Origin of the sequence: Serratia sp. Z4, from assembly GCF_009900725.1 — a bacterium.
Classification (GTDB): Bacteria; Pseudomonadota; Gammaproteobacteria; order Enterobacterales; family Enterobacteriaceae; genus Serratia; species Serratia nematodiphila.
The window spans coordinates 297,220-313,748 of record NZ_JAAABD010000004.1; the positions used below are offsets into that span (position 1 = coordinate 297,220).

At 58.8% G+C, this 16,529-nt stretch carries 15 protein-coding genes; 6 read left to right on the forward strand and 9 right to left on the reverse strand.

The genetic code is table 11. The features are described 5' to 3' along the window. Positions 1–482 precede the first annotated feature (482 nt). Entirely contained in the window at positions 483–4,421 is a 3,939-nt protein-coding gene (locus GT753_RS17320) for a non-ribosomal peptide synthetase (RefSeq protein ID WP_160125793.1), read from the forward strand. 41 nt (positions 4,422–4,462) lie between these two features. Here the strand turns inward: GT753_RS17320 and GT753_RS17325 are convergent, their stop codons facing one another. Beyond that, positions 4,463–5,152 (reverse strand): LrgB family protein, encoded by a 690-nt coding sequence (locus tag GT753_RS17325; protein WP_160125794.1) that lies wholly within the window; start codon positions 5,150–5,152, stop codon positions 4,463–4,465. After that, the gene (locus GT753_RS17330) at positions 5,145–5,567 is read right to left on the reverse strand and encodes a CidA/LrgA family protein (RefSeq protein WP_004936830.1); all 423 of its coding nucleotides are present in this window, start codon (positions 5,565–5,567) and stop codon (positions 5,145–5,147) included. Before GT753_RS17330 ends, GT753_RS17325 begins: the two co-directional genes overlap by 8 nt. A gap of 139 nt (positions 5,568–5,706) precedes the next feature. Here GT753_RS17330 and GT753_RS17335 point away from each other — a divergent pair, with 139 nt between their 5' ends. Then, positions 5,707–6,594, forward strand: coding sequence for a LysR family transcriptional regulator (locus GT753_RS17335; protein WP_004936826.1), 888 nt, complete (start codon positions 5,707–5,709; stop codon positions 6,592–6,594). A 73-nt stretch (positions 6,595–6,667) separates the two neighbouring features. Here the strand turns inward: GT753_RS17335 and GT753_RS17340 are convergent, their stop codons facing one another. The 5 genes from GT753_RS17340 to GT753_RS17360 form a co-directional block, all read right to left on the reverse strand. Further along, a complete protein-coding gene (locus GT753_RS17340) occupies positions 6,668–8,317 on the reverse strand; it encodes a Na+/H+ antiporter (protein ID WP_004936822.1) in 1,650 nt (549 codons plus the stop codon). 197 nt (positions 8,318–8,514) lie between these two features. Continuing rightward, a complete protein-coding gene (locus tag GT753_RS17345) occupies positions 8,515–9,876 on the reverse strand; it encodes an NCS2 family permease (RefSeq protein ID WP_004936819.1) in 1,362 nt (453 codons plus the stop codon). A 333-nt stretch (positions 9,877–10,209) separates the two neighbouring features. Then, positions 10,210–10,617 carry a VOC family protein gene (locus GT753_RS17350; protein ID WP_160125795.1) on the reverse strand — a complete coding sequence of 136 codons (408 nt, stop codon included), beginning with the start codon at positions 10,615–10,617 and terminating at the stop codon, positions 10,210–10,212. A 47-nt stretch (positions 10,618–10,664) separates the two neighbouring features. Beyond that, entirely contained in the window at positions 10,665–11,333 is a 669-nt protein-coding gene (locus GT753_RS17355; RefSeq protein ID WP_004936814.1) for a glutathione S-transferase family protein, read from the reverse strand. Continuing rightward, positions 11,330–11,773 (reverse strand): lipocalin-like domain-containing protein, encoded by a 444-nt coding sequence (locus GT753_RS17360; RefSeq protein WP_015379208.1) that lies wholly within the window; start codon positions 11,771–11,773, stop codon positions 11,330–11,332. The genes GT753_RS17355 and GT753_RS17360 overlap by 4 nt, the downstream gene beginning before the upstream one ends. A 195-nt stretch (positions 11,774–11,968) precedes the next feature. Here GT753_RS17360 and GT753_RS17365 point away from each other — a divergent pair, with 195 nt between their 5' ends. Next, positions 11,969–12,229 (forward strand): YdgH/BhsA/McbA-like domain containing protein, encoded by a 261-nt coding sequence (locus GT753_RS17365; protein ID WP_015379209.1) that lies wholly within the window; start codon positions 11,969–11,971, stop codon positions 12,227–12,229. Between the two features lie 55 nt (positions 12,230–12,284). Here the strand turns inward: GT753_RS17365 and GT753_RS17370 are convergent, their stop codons facing one another. Beyond that, positions 12,285–13,202: a LysR family transcriptional regulator gene (locus GT753_RS17370; protein WP_075684486.1), complete on the reverse strand. Its 918-nt coding sequence runs from the start codon at positions 13,200–13,202 to the stop codon at positions 12,285–12,287. 127 nt (positions 13,203–13,329) lie between these two features. Between GT753_RS17370 and GT753_RS17375 the strand changes: the two genes are divergently transcribed. The 3 genes from GT753_RS17375 (at position 13,330) to GT753_RS17385 (ending at position 15,700) form a co-directional block, all read left to right on the forward strand. Then, positions 13,330–14,079, forward strand: a complete 750-nt coding sequence (locus GT753_RS17375) for a 3-oxoacyl-ACP reductase family protein (RefSeq protein ID WP_160125796.1) — start codon at positions 13,330–13,332, stop codon at positions 14,077–14,079. 232 nt (positions 14,080–14,311) lie between these two features. Further along, positions 14,312–14,524: a DUF1471 domain-containing protein gene (locus tag GT753_RS17380; protein ID WP_004936800.1), complete on the forward strand. Its 213-nt coding sequence runs from the start codon at positions 14,312–14,314 to the stop codon at positions 14,522–14,524. A 219-nt stretch (positions 14,525–14,743) separates the two neighbouring features. Continuing rightward, positions 14,744–15,700 carry a cyclase family protein gene (locus tag GT753_RS17385; protein WP_015379212.1) on the forward strand — a complete coding sequence of 319 codons (957 nt, stop codon included), beginning with the start codon at positions 14,744–14,746 and terminating at the stop codon, positions 15,698–15,700. 85 nt (positions 15,701–15,785) lie between these two features. Here the strand turns inward: GT753_RS17385 and ssb1 are convergent, their stop codons facing one another. Then, on the reverse strand, positions 15,786–16,316 hold the full coding sequence (gene ssb1, locus GT753_RS17390; protein ID WP_004936793.1) for a single-stranded DNA-binding protein SSB1: 531 nt from the start codon (positions 16,314–16,316) through the stop codon (positions 15,786–15,788). Positions 16,317–16,529 lie beyond the last annotated feature (213 nt).

The following is a 16,529-nucleotide window of genomic DNA, read 5'->3' on the forward strand; positions in this document are numbered from 1 at the left end:
ATAAGCTTCACTTCTTATTATTCATTATTATTTCTTTTATAATAATACAACATAAGAGATTCTTTATAATTTTTTATGATTCAGCCTGTTATCTCTTGCAGAGAAGCAACCGAACTTGCTCGCTGAGATACCACTCCGTTATCGCTTACGAACCGCCTCAGCTCCGCCCCCCTTTTGCCAAAAATAAAAAATAGCAAATAAAACAATAAATTACATGATTTCGCTTACTAATATCACGAATAAAAGCCAGTCAATCGTGATTAACACGCCACAAAAGCAATGGCAAAAAACCAGTTTAAAAATAAATAAAATACAAATCATTAACGCTAAAATCATTGCATTTATTATAATAAAATAAAACCATTAAAAATATTTAATGTGAAAACAGGCCAACTTAATAATCACCTTTTATAATGTTCGAGTGCTTGGCTGCGACTCACTTTATTTAATTCGATTCATTCCTTATTTGTGGAGGTGGTTCCGTGTCCGCTTATTCCCTGACGACCGTGCAACAAGCCGTGTGGCTAGACCAATCTTTAAACCCCGATATCCCCTTATATAACGTTGGGTGTTTATGGCGCGTAGAGCGCGAGATTTCGCTACCGCTGTTTCAAGAAGCCATACGGCAAATACAGCAACAACATGATGCGTTGCAAACCACGCTGAAAGAAACGCCGCAAGGCATTACCCAGGAAACCTGCGACCGGGCCTATATCGACCTGCATTACCACGATTTTTCGCACAGACAAGATGCCATCAGCCTGGCAGAAACACACCTTCGTTCTCAATTCCTGCAGCCTTATTCACTGTATGACAGCCTGCTTTGGCGCTGCCACCTGGCCAAAGTCAGCGGATCCAGCACGCTATGGCTGCTTGCTTCCCATCACCTGATCGCGGACGGCACCTCAATTTCCCTGCTGAGCAAAATGATCATGGAGCGCTATAAACAATTAAAAGCAGGGATAAAAAACGAAGCCCCCCACTCGCGTTACCAAGACTTCGTCATCAGCGATCGCACCTATCAGCAGTCTCCACGCTACGAGCGCGATCGTGATTTCTGGTTGAAGCGTTTCATCGACGCGCCCCCCTCCATGCTGGAACGCCGCCAAAATCACTGTGGGCAACAAACCTACCCCAGCCATCAGATAATCAAGCGGTTGCCACGCGAGCGTTTCCTACAGTTGGAACAATACGCCGCCGCGCAGGGCGGTTCTGCAATGCATTTTTTTAGCGCTTTGCTGGCCACCTGGTTCGCCCGGATTTGGCAAACCGATCAATTCACGCTGGGCGTGCCGGTACATAACCGCAGTACCGCCGAACATAAGCAAACATTGGGCATGTTTTCCTCGATGATCCCACTGCGCATCACGGTCGATTCACAGCAATCCTTCGGCCACTTACTGCGGCAAATCGGCAGCGAGCTGCGCCAGTGTTATCGTCACCAGCGTTTTCCCATTGCCGAACTCAACCGCCAGTTGAACCTGCATCAGCAGGAGCGGCGCCAGCTGTTCGACATCAGCTTTTCTCTGGAGGTTTTTCCGACCGACATCGAACTGGAAGGCAGCCAGTTCAAGGTGGAAAACCTGCACCACGGTCAGGAACAGCTGCCCCTCGGCGTCTACCTGCGCCATTACCATCCGGGCGACGACCCGCTGTTGGAGTTCAACCTCAATCAGGCCTGGTTCAGTCAGGAAGACGGTGAGCGCATCGCCGCCCGCATGCTGCACCTGCTGAACACGCTACTGGACGGCGATCCGGCGCTGCCGCTGGGGCAGTTACCGCTGCTGTTGCCGCAGGAAAGACAGCAAATCTTCCATCAATGGAATGAAACCCGACAAACCTGGGCAGACATGCCGCAAGGCGTACATCAATTCCTGGAACGGCAGGCCGCGCTGACGCCAGAAGCGCCGGCGCTGTGCTACGAGGACCACGAGATCAGTTATCAACAGCTGAATCTGCGGGCGAATCGATTGGCTGCCTTTCTCAGGCTGCAGGGATTACAGCCTGACGATCGCATCGCGGTATGCGTCAACCGCAGCCCGGATATGGTGATTGCCCTGTACGCCATCCTGAAGGCGGGCGCCGCCTATGTACCGCTTGATCCCGACTATCCACAAGACCGCCTGCGCCACATGCTGCAAGATTGCAGCGCCAGATTCGTTCTGATCGACGATGGCGGCGAACACGCGCTGCACCCGCTGCGCGATATCGCCGTGCCGCGATTGCATCTTCAACGTGAGAGCCATCTGTGGCGGCAAGCGCCGGATGGCAACCCGCCGCCGCTGGCCGCCGATCCACAGCGCAGCCTGGCTTATGTGATTTACACCTCCGGCTCGACGGGGAAACCCAAAGGGGTGATGAACGAACACCGCGGGGTGATCAACCGACTCCTGTGGATGCAAAAGGCTTATACACTGACGCCGGATGATGTCGTGCTGCAGAAAACCCCGTTCAGCTTCGACGTCTCTGTCTGGGAGTTTTTCTGGCCGATGATGGTCGGCGCCCGGCTGGCCATCGCCAAACCGGGTGGTCACCAGGAACCGGATTATCTCAGCGCCTGCATCGCGCAGCACGGCGTGACCACACTGCATTTCGTCCCCTCGATGCTGCAACTGTTTCTGCGCCACGGCGATATGGCGCAGTGTGCCTCTCTGAAACGCATTATGTGCAGCGGCGAGGCGTTGCCGCTCGCGACGGTACAACGCTGCCTGCAGCAGTTGCCGCAGGCGGAACTGCACAATCTCTACGGCCCGACGGAAGCCGCCGTAGACGTTTCCAGCTGGCAATGCCTGCCCGATGATCCTCGCCCACTGGTACCGATCGGTAAACCGATCGCCAATACCCAGCTCCATATTCTGGATGACCAACTGCAACCGTTACCGCCCGGCATCGCCGGCGAATTGCATATCGGTGGTATTCAGGTTGCCCGTGGTTATCTGAACCGCGCGGCGCTGAGCGCCGAGCGATTTATCGCCGATCCTTTCAGCGCCGAGCCGCAGGCTCGCCTGTATAAAACCGGCGATCTGGCCCGCTGGCTGCCGGATGGCAACATTGAGTATCTGGGCAGAAACGATTTCCAGGTCAAAATCCACGGCCTGCGCATTGAATTAGGCGAGATCGAGCAACAGCTCAGACAGTGTTCAGGGGTTGAAGACGCCGCCATTCTGGCACGGGAAGACGAAAGCGGCGGCAAGCGCCTGGTCGCCTATGTCATCGCCCCAGAGCAAACGGCCGACGCCGCCGAATGGCGTCGGCAATTGCAGCAACACCTGCCGGACTTTATGGTGCCGTCCTGTTTTATCCGGCTGGATGCTTTTCCGCTGTCGCCCAACGGCAAGCTGGATCGCAAAGCGTTACCGGCACCAGCCAACATGCAGGAAACCGCTGCTTATGAAGCCCCGCAAGGCGAGCAGGAACAGCAGTTGGCCGAACTGTGGAGCGAACTGCTGGGCACAACGCGTATTGGCCGCGACGATGATTTCTTCGCGCTGGGCGGCCATTCGCTGCACGCCATTCAACTGCTGGTTAAACTGAAGCGACACGGGCATTCGTTAGGCATTAAAACGCTGTTTGCTCACTCGACGCTGCGCGGCCAGGCCCGTATTCTCACCGACGGCGTGCCCGCAACGGCTCCAGCCACCTCCGAACCCCTGCAGCAGCTGTTGACCCGTCTGAATCAGGCCAGTTTTACCTTTAAACAGGTAGAGCGCCTGAACCACGCCATCACCCCCGACAGCGTTTGGATGATCCATCCTGCCGTCACCGGTTGCGATGTTTATCGCGATCTGGCGAACTATTTAGAGAAAGATTTCAATGTGTTAGGCATCAACAATTACAACCTGTTCCAACAGCCGCACATCACTTCGCTACGCGAGCTGGCGGCGTATTATCTCGGCCATATGCGGCTGTCGCCGGCGCGCCCCGTCCGTCTGTTGGGTTGGTCGCTAGGGGGCCTGATCGCGCTGGAGATGGCCGCTCAACTGGAAAGCCAGGGCTATCGCGATATCCAACTGTTCCTGCTTGATACCTTCTACCGAACCCCATTCCAGATCCGCAGCGAGCCGGGCATGCTGGCGGCGATGCTGGCCATGTTGGGTATTGACGGCGAGGCCGCCGACCGGGCCTTAAAGGCAGAGCCGACGGAGCTGGCATTGGCAAAACAAACGCTCAGCGCACCGTTGCAACATGCACGCATCACGCTGTTCAAGGCGACCGAAGATGCAAATCTGAATATCACCGGCCTGGGCGATGAGCGTGAACTGCTGGCGATTGCCGACAATGGCCTGTCGGCAATCGGTCAACATCTGCAGGTGCATCCGTTGCCCTGCAATCATCACTCCATTATCTTCAGCCACGAGGAGATAGGACACGCCTTGCGGCAGTCATCGCGCACGCCGGCGATGCTCGGCAACCTTCCTTGACGCTCTACGGTCTGCGGCGCAGTTCGCCGCAGACCGCCTCCTTACCACATCAGCCGGCCGATCAGTGGCGCGGCCACCACCGTGATAATGCCGGCCAACATCATCACCAGGCTCGACACTACGCCCTCCTGCGGCCCCAGTTCATAGGCGCGGGCGGTGCCGGCGCCGTGCGACGATGCGCCAAATCCGGCCCCTTTCGCCAGGCGGCTGCGTACAGCCAGCCGCAAAAACAGAATGTCGCCCACCGCCATGCCGAACACCCCGGTGATCACCACGAACAACGCCACCAGGTCCGGTTGGCCCCCCATCTGCTTGGCGGCCTCCAGCGCGAACGGCGTGGTGATCGACCGCACCGCCAGGCTGCGCTGCACCTCTTCCGGCAGCGTCAGCAGGCGCGCCAGCCACACCGAGCTGTACACCGCCACCAGCACTGCGGTCGTTACCCCGGCGCTCAGCGACAGCCAGTGGCGACGGATGATATGCAGGTTCTCGTACACCGGCACCGCGAAGGCGATGGTCGCCGGCCCCAGCAGCCACAGCAGCCAGTGGGTTTCACCGATGTAGTCCTGATAGGAGATGTGGGTGACCACCAGCAGCAACACCAGAATCATCGGCGTCAGCACCAGCGGCATCAGCAGCAACGTGCGGCGGCGGCGATAGAGTTTCTTGTTGGCGAAATAGAGCGCCAGCGTCGCCAGAAAACAGACCAGGCTAAGGATAAAATCATTCATGGCGCTGCTTCCGCCGCTGCAGCCAAATCTCCAGCCGATACACCCTGTCCACCACCAGCCCGGTGGCGCCCAGCGTCAGCATGGTGCTGACTGCGATCACCAGAAAGATCTTCCAGCCCTCGACCATCAGCAGCTGGGCATAGTTGACCACCGCCACCACCGCCGGCACGAAAAACAGCAGCATTTCCGCCAGCAGCCAGCGGGAGCCGGCCTTGACCCAGCTCAGCGGCAGAATGCGCAGCAGGATCAGCGCCAGTAGCATCAGCATGCCGACGATATTGGCGGGGAGCGGCAGGTGGAATTGTTGCACCAGGCGATCGGCGATCAGGAACAGCGCCGCATACAACGCCACCTGAATCGGCACCTGCAAACGGGTCAGCAGGGAGGGGGCAACGCGGCGTAACGCCAGAGACATGAAAGATGACCTCAAACAATAATTGACGGCCTACAGTATACGCAGCCGGGAAACCACGCCTGAAATGAATTAAAATTATCGACATCATGCCGTCCGGGAATAGTTTCTCGCCGGTAGCGTCCCCAAGGAGAACCCTAACGTGGATGTCCGCACCCTGCGCTACTTCGTTGAAGTGGTGCGCCAGCAAAGCTTCACCCGCGCGGCGGAAAAACTGTTCGTCACCCAGCCCACCATCAGCAAAATGCTGCGGCATCTGGAGGAAGAGCTGGAATGCACGCTGCTGATCCGCGAAGGCCGCAAGCTGCGCCTGACCGACAGCGGCCAGGCGGTGTACCAGCGCGGCCTGACGATCCTCGACGAGTTCCGCCAGTTGGAGGCGGAGCTGGAAGACATCAGCTCGGTGAAAAAGGGCGTGCTGCGGCTGGGCATTCCGCCGATGGTCGGCAGGCAGATCGCCGATCTGATCCGCCGCTTTCGCCAGACCTACCCCGGCATCGAATTAAAGATTTCCGAGCTGGGCGGGCTGTCGGTCGAACAGGCGGTGATGTCCGGCGAACTGGATCTGGCGATGACGGTGCTGCCCTTCGATTCGGCGCAGCCGCTGACCTTTCTGCCGCTGCTGGGCCATCCGATGTGCGTGGTGGCGCCGCGCACGCCGCAGTGGCTCAACCGCACCAGCATCAATATCGCCGAATTGGCCGACAGCCCGATCCTGATTTATAACGAAGACTTTGCGCTGTACAAGATGCTGATGAAGGCGTTTCGCCTGGCCGGCTTTGAACCGCAAATCGCGGTGCGCAGCGGCCAATGGGACTTTCTCGCCTCGATGGTGCAGGCCGGCGTGGGCATCGCCATGCTGCCGGAGCCGGTTTGTCGCTGGCTGGACAAGGAAAACCTGGTCTGGCTGCCGCTGGAGCCGCGCATGGAGTGGAAAATCGGCCTGATCTGGCGCCAGGGCAGCTACCTGTCGCACAGCGCGCAGGCCTGGATCGCCTGCTGCCGCGACTACTGGCCGCCGCTCAAGTAACCAAAAAAAGGGCCGCACAGGCGGCCCTTCAGGACAGAAATAAAGAGGAAAACGTTTATTCCTCTTCTGAGATTTACCCTTCGCGTTCGATCAGCAGCGCTTCGAGCAGGTCGAGATCGTGCAGCAGTTTTTGCAGCGTCTCGTTGCTGATTTTCTGCGTGGCGCGCAGGTGATACAGCTCGCCGCGCTCGGCGCGCAGCGCCGTCAGGCGGAAACGTCGCTCGAGGTTTTCCATCGCCAGCGCATTCTCGATATCGTCTTTCGACGCGATGCGCCGCCGCAGCATGCCCGTCACCCGCGAGCTGACCTCTTTCAACACCTGCGGATCGAGGTTTTCTTCGGTATCGGCAACCAGGCGCTCTTCCATTTTATTCACGCTCTCAATCGCCACTTCGGCCGCCATGGCGATCGCCATGCGCTCTTCCTGCTTGCTGGCGCTCTTGTCGGTGACCTGCACGCCGCGCAGCAGCAGCGGCAACGCCAGCACGCCGACGATCAACGACAGCAGGATCACCCCGGCGGCGATAAACACCAGCTGATAGCGCGCCGGGAAGGCGGTGCCGTCGCTCAGCAACAGCGGTATAGACAGCACACCGGCCAGGGTAATCGCCCCGCGCACCCCGGCGAACGACGCCACCCACAGCTCACGCGTGCTGTAATCGCCGAACTGCAGCGGACGCTTTTTCATAAAGCGGTTGCTGGCCTTCTTCATCACCCACAGCCAGGTGAAACGCAGCACCAACAGCGCGGCGTAGATGGTGGCCACGTCGGCGAACAGGTACCAGGTCTGGATGGTCGGATCCAGCTCCGCCTGCAGGATGGAGGTTTCAAGAATGCCCGGCAGCTGCAGGCCCAACATGATGAACACCATGCCGTTGAACACGAATTCCAGCATCGCCCAGACGCTGTTGGCGCGCAGGCGCATCGCCAGCGGCGCGTTGCGGATCACGCCGGACTGGCTGATGGTCATCCCCGCCGCCACCGCCGCCAGGATGCCGGAAACGCCGATATGTTCGGCGATCAGGTAGGACGCGAACGGCAGCAGCAGCAGGAACACGATCTGGGTCGCCGGATCGTCGCCGCTCCAGCGGCTCATCACCCGCAGCGATTTACTGTAGGTCCAGGTGACCGCCACGCCGGCCAGCAGGCCGCCGATCGCCACTTTGAGGAATTCAAGGGTCGCGCCGCCCACGGTGAACACCATGGTGCCCATCGCCACCGCGATGGCGAACTTGAGCGACACCAGGCCGGAGGCGTCGTTCATCAGCGCCTCGCCCTCGAGCACGCCCATGATCGGCTTGGGGATCCGCCCTTTGCCGACGATGCCGGACAGCGCCACGGCATCCGTCGGCGACAGCACCGCCGCCAGAGCGAAGGCCGCCACCAGCGGAATGCCCGGCACCATGGCGTAGATCAGATAACCGACGCCGACCACGGTGATCAGCACCAGCACCAGCGCCAGGCCGAGAATTTCACGCCCGTGATGCAGGAATTCGCGCGTCGGCGTTTTCCAGCCGTCGGCAAACAGCAGCGGCGGGATGAACAGCACCAGGAACAGTTCGGGATCAAAATCGACGTGCAGCCCGAAATGCGGCCAGGCCAGCAGGGCCCCGATGGCGATTTGCATCAGCGGCAGCGGCACCTGGAACGGCAACATGCGCGTCACCACCCCGGACAGGGAGACCACCAGGATCAAAATGAGGATTGTAAAAAAGATTTCCATGCTTTCCTTAGACTCTACGATTCAGACGACATCGGCTCAGGGCCTGCGTTGGTCACGATAGTAGATCACTTTTTTTACAGCCGTTAAAGCTTGTTGTGCCTTTCAAAACGCGATGCAGAGCAGAAGAAGACTTATCTTAAGAAGGGAATTGCCGTAACAGGCTCCCCCGCCCGGCGGGCGAGGGAAACCCAAGCGGCTTAAATCGCCCAGCCGCCGGCGTAGAACGCCACCAGCGCCACGGCGATCAGCACGGTGCCAATGTTCAGCTTGCGCCATTCGCCGGAGAAGATGCGGCCGATGACCAGCGAGCTGAAGCCCAGCATGATGCCGGTGACGATGTTGCAGGTCAGCACGATGAACACGGCGCACAGCAGGCCGGCCATCGCGTCGACGAAGTCGTTGAAGTCCAGCTTGGTGACATTGCTCAGCATCAGCAGGCCGACGTACATCAGCGCCGGCGCGGTGGCGTAAACCGGCACCAGATAGGCCAGCGGCGACAGGAACAGGATCAGCAGGAACAGAATGCCGACCACGGTGGCGGTCAGGCCGGTCTTGCCGCCCGCGGCGGTGCCGGCGGCGGACTCGATGTAAACCGCAGCGGGCGCGGCGCCCACCAGGCCGGAGAAGATGCTGCTCAGGGAATCCGAGGTCAGCGCCTTGCCGCCGTTGATGATCTGCCCGTCTTTATCCAGCAGGTTGGCCTGCCCGGCCACCGCGCGGATGGTGCCGGTGGCGTCGAACACCGCGGTCATCACCAGCGCCAGCACGCTCGGCAACACCACCGGCTGCAATGCGCCCATGATATCCAGGCTGAAGATCAACGATTTGCCGTCAGCGTCCGCCAGGCTCGGCATGGCGAACAGCCCCTGGTATTTCACCGCCGGGTCGAAGATCAGGCCGATGATGGAAATGGCGATGATCACCAGCAGAATGCCGCCGGGCACGCGCAGTTTCTCCAGGCCGAAGATCACCGCCAGGCCGACCAGCGTCATGACGACCGGGAAAGAGGTGAACGCGCCGAGCGCCACCGGCAAGCCATCCAGCGGGTTCTTCACCACCAGGCCGACGCCGTTGGCGGCGATCAGCAGCAGAAACAGCCCGATGCCGATGCCGGTGCCGTGCGCCACGCCCATCGGCAGGTTGCGCAGGATCCAGGCGCGGATGCCGGTGACCGAGATAATGGTAAACAGCACGCCCATCAGGAACACCGCGCCCAGCGCCACCGGAATGCTGATGTGCTGGCCCAGCACCAGGCTGAAGGCGGTAAAGGCGGTCAACGAGATCGCACAGCCGATGGCCATCGGCAGGTTAGCCCACAGCCCCATCAACAGCGACCCCAGACCGGCCACCAGGCAGGTGGAGACAAACACCGCCGCCGGCGGGAAACCCGCTTTGCCCAGCATGCTCGGCACCACGATCACCGAGTACACCATCGCCAGGAAGGTGGTCAGCCCCGCCACCACCTCCTGACGCACGCTGCTGCCGCGCGCGGAAATTTTAAAATAGCCATCAAGCCCGCCGGTTGGTTTTGCGGCGTGGTTCGCTTGAGAGTTCGACATAGGTTACTTCCCCTGTGTTTCATGAATCGGCCCGTCACAGCAGGCCTGTAATCTCGCCCGCGCCCGATCGCCACGTAATCGTTTACGTCACGTTCCGCATCCCTGCCCTTATGCCACACCGCCAACGGCGATGCGCACCCAGGCAAACGTTTAACTCGCAGCGCGCGGTACGGGTGATTTATGGTGGTTTATTCAAGGCAAACGATTATCCTGCCTTCCCTAGCGTCTAATCAACTAAAGATCGCGGCAATTTATGCAGAAAACGGCGGGAATGGCTTCTGCGCGAAAAGACGGGGCGATCCGGCGCCCCTGCCGACCTGCTTCACGGCGAGCTTATTGCGCCTGCACCGCCGCGGGATCCATATACATCAATTCCCAGATATGGCCGTCCAGGTCCTGAAATCCGTGGCCGTACATCACGCCATAGTCCCGCGGCGGATGATAGGTATTGCCGCCGCCGGCGATCGCCTTGCGCACCAGTTCGTCCACCGCCGCCCGGCTGGATTGCGACAGGCACACCAACACTTCGGTGGCCTGCTTGGCGTCGCCGATCGGGTTCGGGGTAAACATCCTGAATTTGTCGTGGGTCAGCAGCATCACGTAAATCGTGTCGCTGACCACCATGCAGGCGGCGGTATCGTCGGTAAATTGCGGGTTGAAGCTGAAGCCGAGCTGGGTGAAAAACGCCATTGAGGCGGGCAGATCGCGTACGGGCAGGTTAACGAAGATTTGCGTAGCCATGGGCTACCTCCGATGAAGAATGACCCCATCGAGTATAGCCCATCCGCTTAACTCAGCAGGTCGTAAGGGCCGCCCTGCTCCAATGCCCGCTGGTAGGCGGGCCGGGCGTGAATGCGCTGCAGGAAGCCGCGCAGTTTCGGGCAATCATCCAACGCGCCGCGCGCCGCCATCGCCTCCAGCGGGAAGCTCATCTGAATATCCGCCGCGCTGAAGTCGTTGCCAACGAACCAACTGCCCTTATTCAGGTGCTGTTCGAGGAATTCGCAGTGCGGCGCGATCTGCTTGTCGAGGTATTCCCGCTGCACGCCTTTGCCGATCGCGCCGGCCACCGGCCGCAGCAGCCAGGGGATCGGCGGCTGGCCGAGACGGCTGAACACCAGCTTCATCACCAACAGCGGCATCAGCGATCCTTCGGCGTAGTGCAGCCAGTAGCGGTATTGCTGACGCGCGTGGAAGTCGGTTGGCATAAACATGCCCTGTGCGTCGTAGGCTTCCTGCAAGTATTCGATAATGGCGCCGGATTCCGCCAGTGTCAGATCGCCATCGACGATCACCGGCGATTTGCCCAACGGGTGGATCTTTTTCAGCGCCGGCGGCGCCAGCATGGTGTTGGGATCGCGCTCGTAGCGTTGCACCTGATAGGGCACGCCCAGCTCTTCCAGAAACCACAGAATGCGCTGCGACCGCGAGTGATTGAGATGATGAACGATGATCATGACGACGCTCCTGTCCGCTGCCACACCAGTTCGCCAACCTGCACGCCGTTGCCGAGCTGCAGCGGCACCGTGCGCAACGTCAGCCGATCGGCGTTAAAGGCGTAAAAACGTACCTGACGGCTGCCTATCCAATTGGGGAACGAGCAGCCTTCAACCTGATGCACCACCCGTTGCTCACTTTCTTCCACCTGATAACGGCCGAAGTAGCAAATCATATTGATGAAGGCGGCATGGATCTCCCGCTCGGATCCCTGCGTCAAATCGTCGGCGACAAAACGCGGCCGCACGGCGCTGTATAGCTGCGCCGCCATCGTGCCGTTGGCCTCATAGTGGATGCGCCCCAACACCTGCTCGCCCAGCGGGTAATTGAGCTCGCCGTTCTGGTTTTTGAACGCCGACGACACCAACGCCCAACTGCCGATAAACGCATTCATCGTCATGACGCTTCTCCGGTTAAGGATCGTCTGTAAAGGGTAGTGGCGATTGTTGCCCCGCGCCAGCGGATGAAAAATAATCAATTTATTTGACAGAGATACTCAAAACTCTCCGATTTTTTATTCACATCCGGTGCACTAGTATTTAACACATCGAGAGACAACGGGCTCTCACCTAACAAACACTCTGAGGAACGCATCATGAAAAACATCAAAATTTTTGCTACCGCTGCACTGCTGGCTACCGCTTCTTTCGCTACCTTCGCCGCTGACCTGCCTTCCAGCCAACCTGCTGCAGACGCCCAGAAGATCGGCGTCGTCACCGTGAGCGGCGCCGCTAACCTGAGCGCGCTGGAAAGCGAACTGGCCAGCAAAGCCGCCGCGTCGGGCGCCAGCGCCTACCGCATCGTCGCCGCCGGTGGTCAGAACAAACTGTACGGCACCGCAGAAATCTTCAACTGATCGTCGGACAGCCAACCGACGGAAGAAAGAAGCCCCGCAAGGGGCTTTTCTCGTTTTAGCGGGCGTCAAAGCGCGCCGCCAACTTCTGCAGGCGGAACTGTTCGGTGATGAAATCGACAAACACCCGGGTTTTGGTCGGTAAGAATTTGGTGGTGGGGAAATAGAGATACACGCTGCCGCGATCGACATACCAGCCCGGCAGAACCCGCACCAGACGGCCGCTTTCCAGATAAGGCGCCGCATTCGGCATGCCGATCAGCGCGATGCCCAATCCCATTTCCGCCGCCCGCGCCGCCGCTTCCGGTTCATTGACCGTCATGCTGACCGTCATCCCCGGCGCACGCTGCTCATTCTGGGCATTTCGCAGCGGCTGGTGGCGAATGCGCCCGGTCTGCGGCGAACGGATGAAAATCCCGGCGTGTTGCGCCAGTTGCTCCGGCTCCGTCAACGGCGGCCGCTGCCGCAAGTATTCTGCCGAAGCGACCAATACGCCATGCGCGGGCGCCAGCTCGCGAGCAATCATCCCCTGCGCCAACTCGATGCCGCCGCCCAGCGCAGCGTCAAAGTTCTCACCGATCAGATCCACCTGGCGATTGTCGAAATGCCAGTCCGGTACAATCGCCGGGTACTGCGTCAAAAACATCGGCAGCATCGGCAACACGAAGTGCAGGCCGAAGGCGGTGCCCATGCTGACCTTCAAGCCGCCGGCCGCCGCGCCGCCGCCGCTGCTCAACCCCTTCAATGCACACTGGATCGATTGCAACCCGCCGCTCACCTCGCCGAGAAAACGCTCGCCTGCTTCGGTGAGGATCAACTTGCGGGTATTGCGTTGAAACAGCCGCACGCCGACCACCGCCTCCAGCCGGGTGACATTCTTGCTTACCGCCGCCGGGCTGAGGCCCAGCTTGCGGCCGGCGGCGGAGAAACTGCCGTTTTCCGCGCTGCTGACGAAGCACTCCAGATGTCCCAGCATGCTTTTTCCTTATGGATTTTAAACTAATGGTTTTAACTGATTATAGCTCTTTGTGGCTAGTGGCCGTGCAAGCGATCTCCGATACTGAATGCCGACACTTTACCCTCATCCACTCTGGAGAAATAACATGACCACAGCACTCCCACTGCAAGGCAAAGTCGCATTCGTTCAGGGCGGTTCCCGCGGCATCGGCGCCGCCATCGTGAAACGCTTGGCGAGCGAGGGCGCCGCCGTCGCCTTTACCTACGCCGCCTCAGCCGCTCGCGCCGAAGCGGTGGCGAGCGCCGTTACCGCCGCCGGCGGCAAAGCCCTCACCATCAAGGCCGACAGCGCCGATGCTGCGGCGCTGCAGCAGGCGGTTCGCCAGGCGGTGAGTCACTTCGGCAACCTGGATATTCTGGTGAACAACGCCGGGGTATTTACGCTGGGCGGCACCGAGGAACTGGCGTTGGACGACCTGGATCGCATGCTGGCGGTCAACGTACGCAGCGTATTCGTCGCCAGCCAGGAGGCGGCGCGCCACATGAACGACGGCGGCCGTATCATCCACATCGGCAGCACCAACGCCGAGCGCGTGCCGTTCGGCGGCGCGGCGGTGTACGCGATGAGCAAATCGGCGCTGGTCGGGTTGACCAAGGGCATGGCGCGCGATCTCGGCCCACGCGGCATCACCGTCAATAACGTGCAGCCCGGCCCGGTGGACACCGAAATGAACCCGGACGCCGGCGAGTTCGCCGATCAGCTCAAGCAGCTGATGGCGATCGGCCGTTACGGCAAAGATGAAGAAATCGCCGGTTTCGTCGCCTACCTGGCGGGCCCGCAGGCGGGTTATATCACCGGCGCCAGTCTGAGCATCGACGGCGGCTTCTCGGCGTAGCGCTCAAAGCCCCGCAAGGGGCTTTTTTTCATTCGCTCCCCGACGACCGCTTCTCACCTCGCACGGCATATTCGGCCTTGAAAGACAATAATAGAATTAGTTTATGCGCAAAAATGGAATAGTTTATTGACGATTCTGTTATTTATTCACCAGCCCGACGTCTTTATCCTTCGCTCCATCGTGTCGTACCGGACACCCTTATTTTTCGAACCTTCGAACACAGGATAAAGATATGAAAACCATGACCACCGTTATTTCACTCGCTCTGTTTTCCATGCTGTCGTTTAACGCCGCGGCAGAAAGCGTGACCGCAACCGGCAGAACACTGGATTCCACCGAAGCCCTCATCGCTAAAAAAGCGCAAGAAGCCGGCGCAAGCGGCTACAAAATTACCAGCGCCTACATGGGCAATTTCGTCACTATGAGTGCAGAACTGAAAAAATAATGCGTTTAGCGATAACGCCGTGCATACGGCGTTATTCATTGCCGCATGATTAAGGAAATCATCGCCGGGCGCCTTTTTAAAAATCACGCTGGCGTACCCAGTACACAGAAAAAATGAGCCGTTCCCTCACCGGTTATTATTCGGCGGCCTCACGCCGCCAATTTCCGGAGGCTCACTTTCATTCGCCCTGCAATACTCCGTTATAAGGATGAGTCACTGATGAAATCATTGTATCGCCTCTCCCTCTTGCTGCCCTTGCTGGCCGCAGTGCCCGCGCACGCTGCAGAATCCGCCGCGCAGTCGTCAGACTGGTATCCTTCCGTTTACGGCGCAAAAGACGAAATCGGCGCGGCCAACCTGCTCACGCCTGAGGTCGTATTACAGTCCGTGCAGTTGGTAAAACAAGGCAAGACATTGCCATTGGCGGTGCCCGTCGATAAAGATTTCCCGGCGTTCCGCCACCGCAGCTTCCGCTTATATAATATTCAGCCTGGTCAGCAGGACGGTAAAACGCTTGGCCCAAATAAATTCACCTTTAATGATGAATTGGTGAATGCCTGGACCGGCGTCGGCACTCAGTTGAATGGCATTGGCCATATCGGCATCGACAATGTTTATTATAACGGCAATAAGGCGGCGGATTTCGTCACCGTAGATGGCGTAAAAAAATTGGGCGTGGAAAAAGTGCCGCCCATGGTCACACGCGGCGTCGTACTCGATATGACGGCTTATTATAATAAAGCGATCGTTCCGGGCGGCACCGAATTTTCCGTTGCGGATATTCAAGCGGTGCTTAAAAAGCAGGGCATCAGTTTACGCAAAGGCGACGTTGTCTTGTTCAACACCGGCTGGCTGGAGCTGATTGGCAAAGACAATAAAAAGTTCCTGGAAGTTGAACCGGGCATCGGCATGGAAGCGGCGAAATGGTTGGCCGACCAAGGCATCGTGGCCTTCGGCGGTGATACCTGGGCCTCCGAAGTTTACCCTAACCCGAAAAATGACGAAGAGTTCCCGGTCAACCAGTACCTGCTGGCCAAACGCGGCGTCTATAACCTGGAGCTGATCGACAGCCGCCCGCTGGTGCGCACGAAAACCTGGGAATTCCTGTTCGTACTGGGGCAACCGCTGTATGTCGGTTCAACCCAGGTCAATATCAACCCGGTAGCAATTTACTGATTGGCGACACCGCCGCAGAAAATCAGCGGCTAACGAACACAAAAAACCCCGCCTGAGCGGGGTTTTTTTAGCGCTGTCGCCAGGCTTAGAACGGAATATCGTCGTCGAAATCCATTGGTGGTTCGTTGCTGGTCGCCGGTGCGCTGTTCTGCGCCGGGCGAGACTGCTGCTGGCCGCCGCTGAACTGGTTGCCGCCCTGTGGCTGCTGAGGTTGGCCCCAACCGCCCTGGCCACCGGCAGATTGACCGGCCGGTGCGCCGCCGCCCTGACGGCCGCCCAGCATCTGCATGGTGCCGCCGACGTTAACCACGATCTCGGTGGTGTAGCGATCCTGGCCGCTCTGATCCTGCCATTTACGGGTCTGCAGGGAGCCTTCGATGTAGACCTGAGAGCCTTTACGCAGGTATTCCCCCGCCACTTCGGCCAGTTTGCCGAACAGCACGACGCGGTGCCACTCGGTCTTCTCTTTCTGTTCGCCGGTCGCCTTGTCACGCCAGCTTTCGGAGGTCGCCAGGGTAATGTTGGCCACTGCGCCGCCGTTCGGCATGTAACGGACTTCTGGATCCTGACCCAGATTCCCGACCAGAATTACTTTGTTTACGCCTCTGCTGGCCATGAGCACTTCTCCCGATGATTGATTTCTACACAGTATAAACGCGTCAGTTTACCACGCTGAGTACGAAACCACACCCGTGTTGATAAGTGCGAATTGCATTCCAGAATTGTCTTTTCGATCGACCTTGTTGCATTCGCATACTGGATATTCATTCAGGTTTTTTTGTGTCATAATTATGCGTTTCGACCAGGCTGTGCCGGTTTTTTGCGAGAT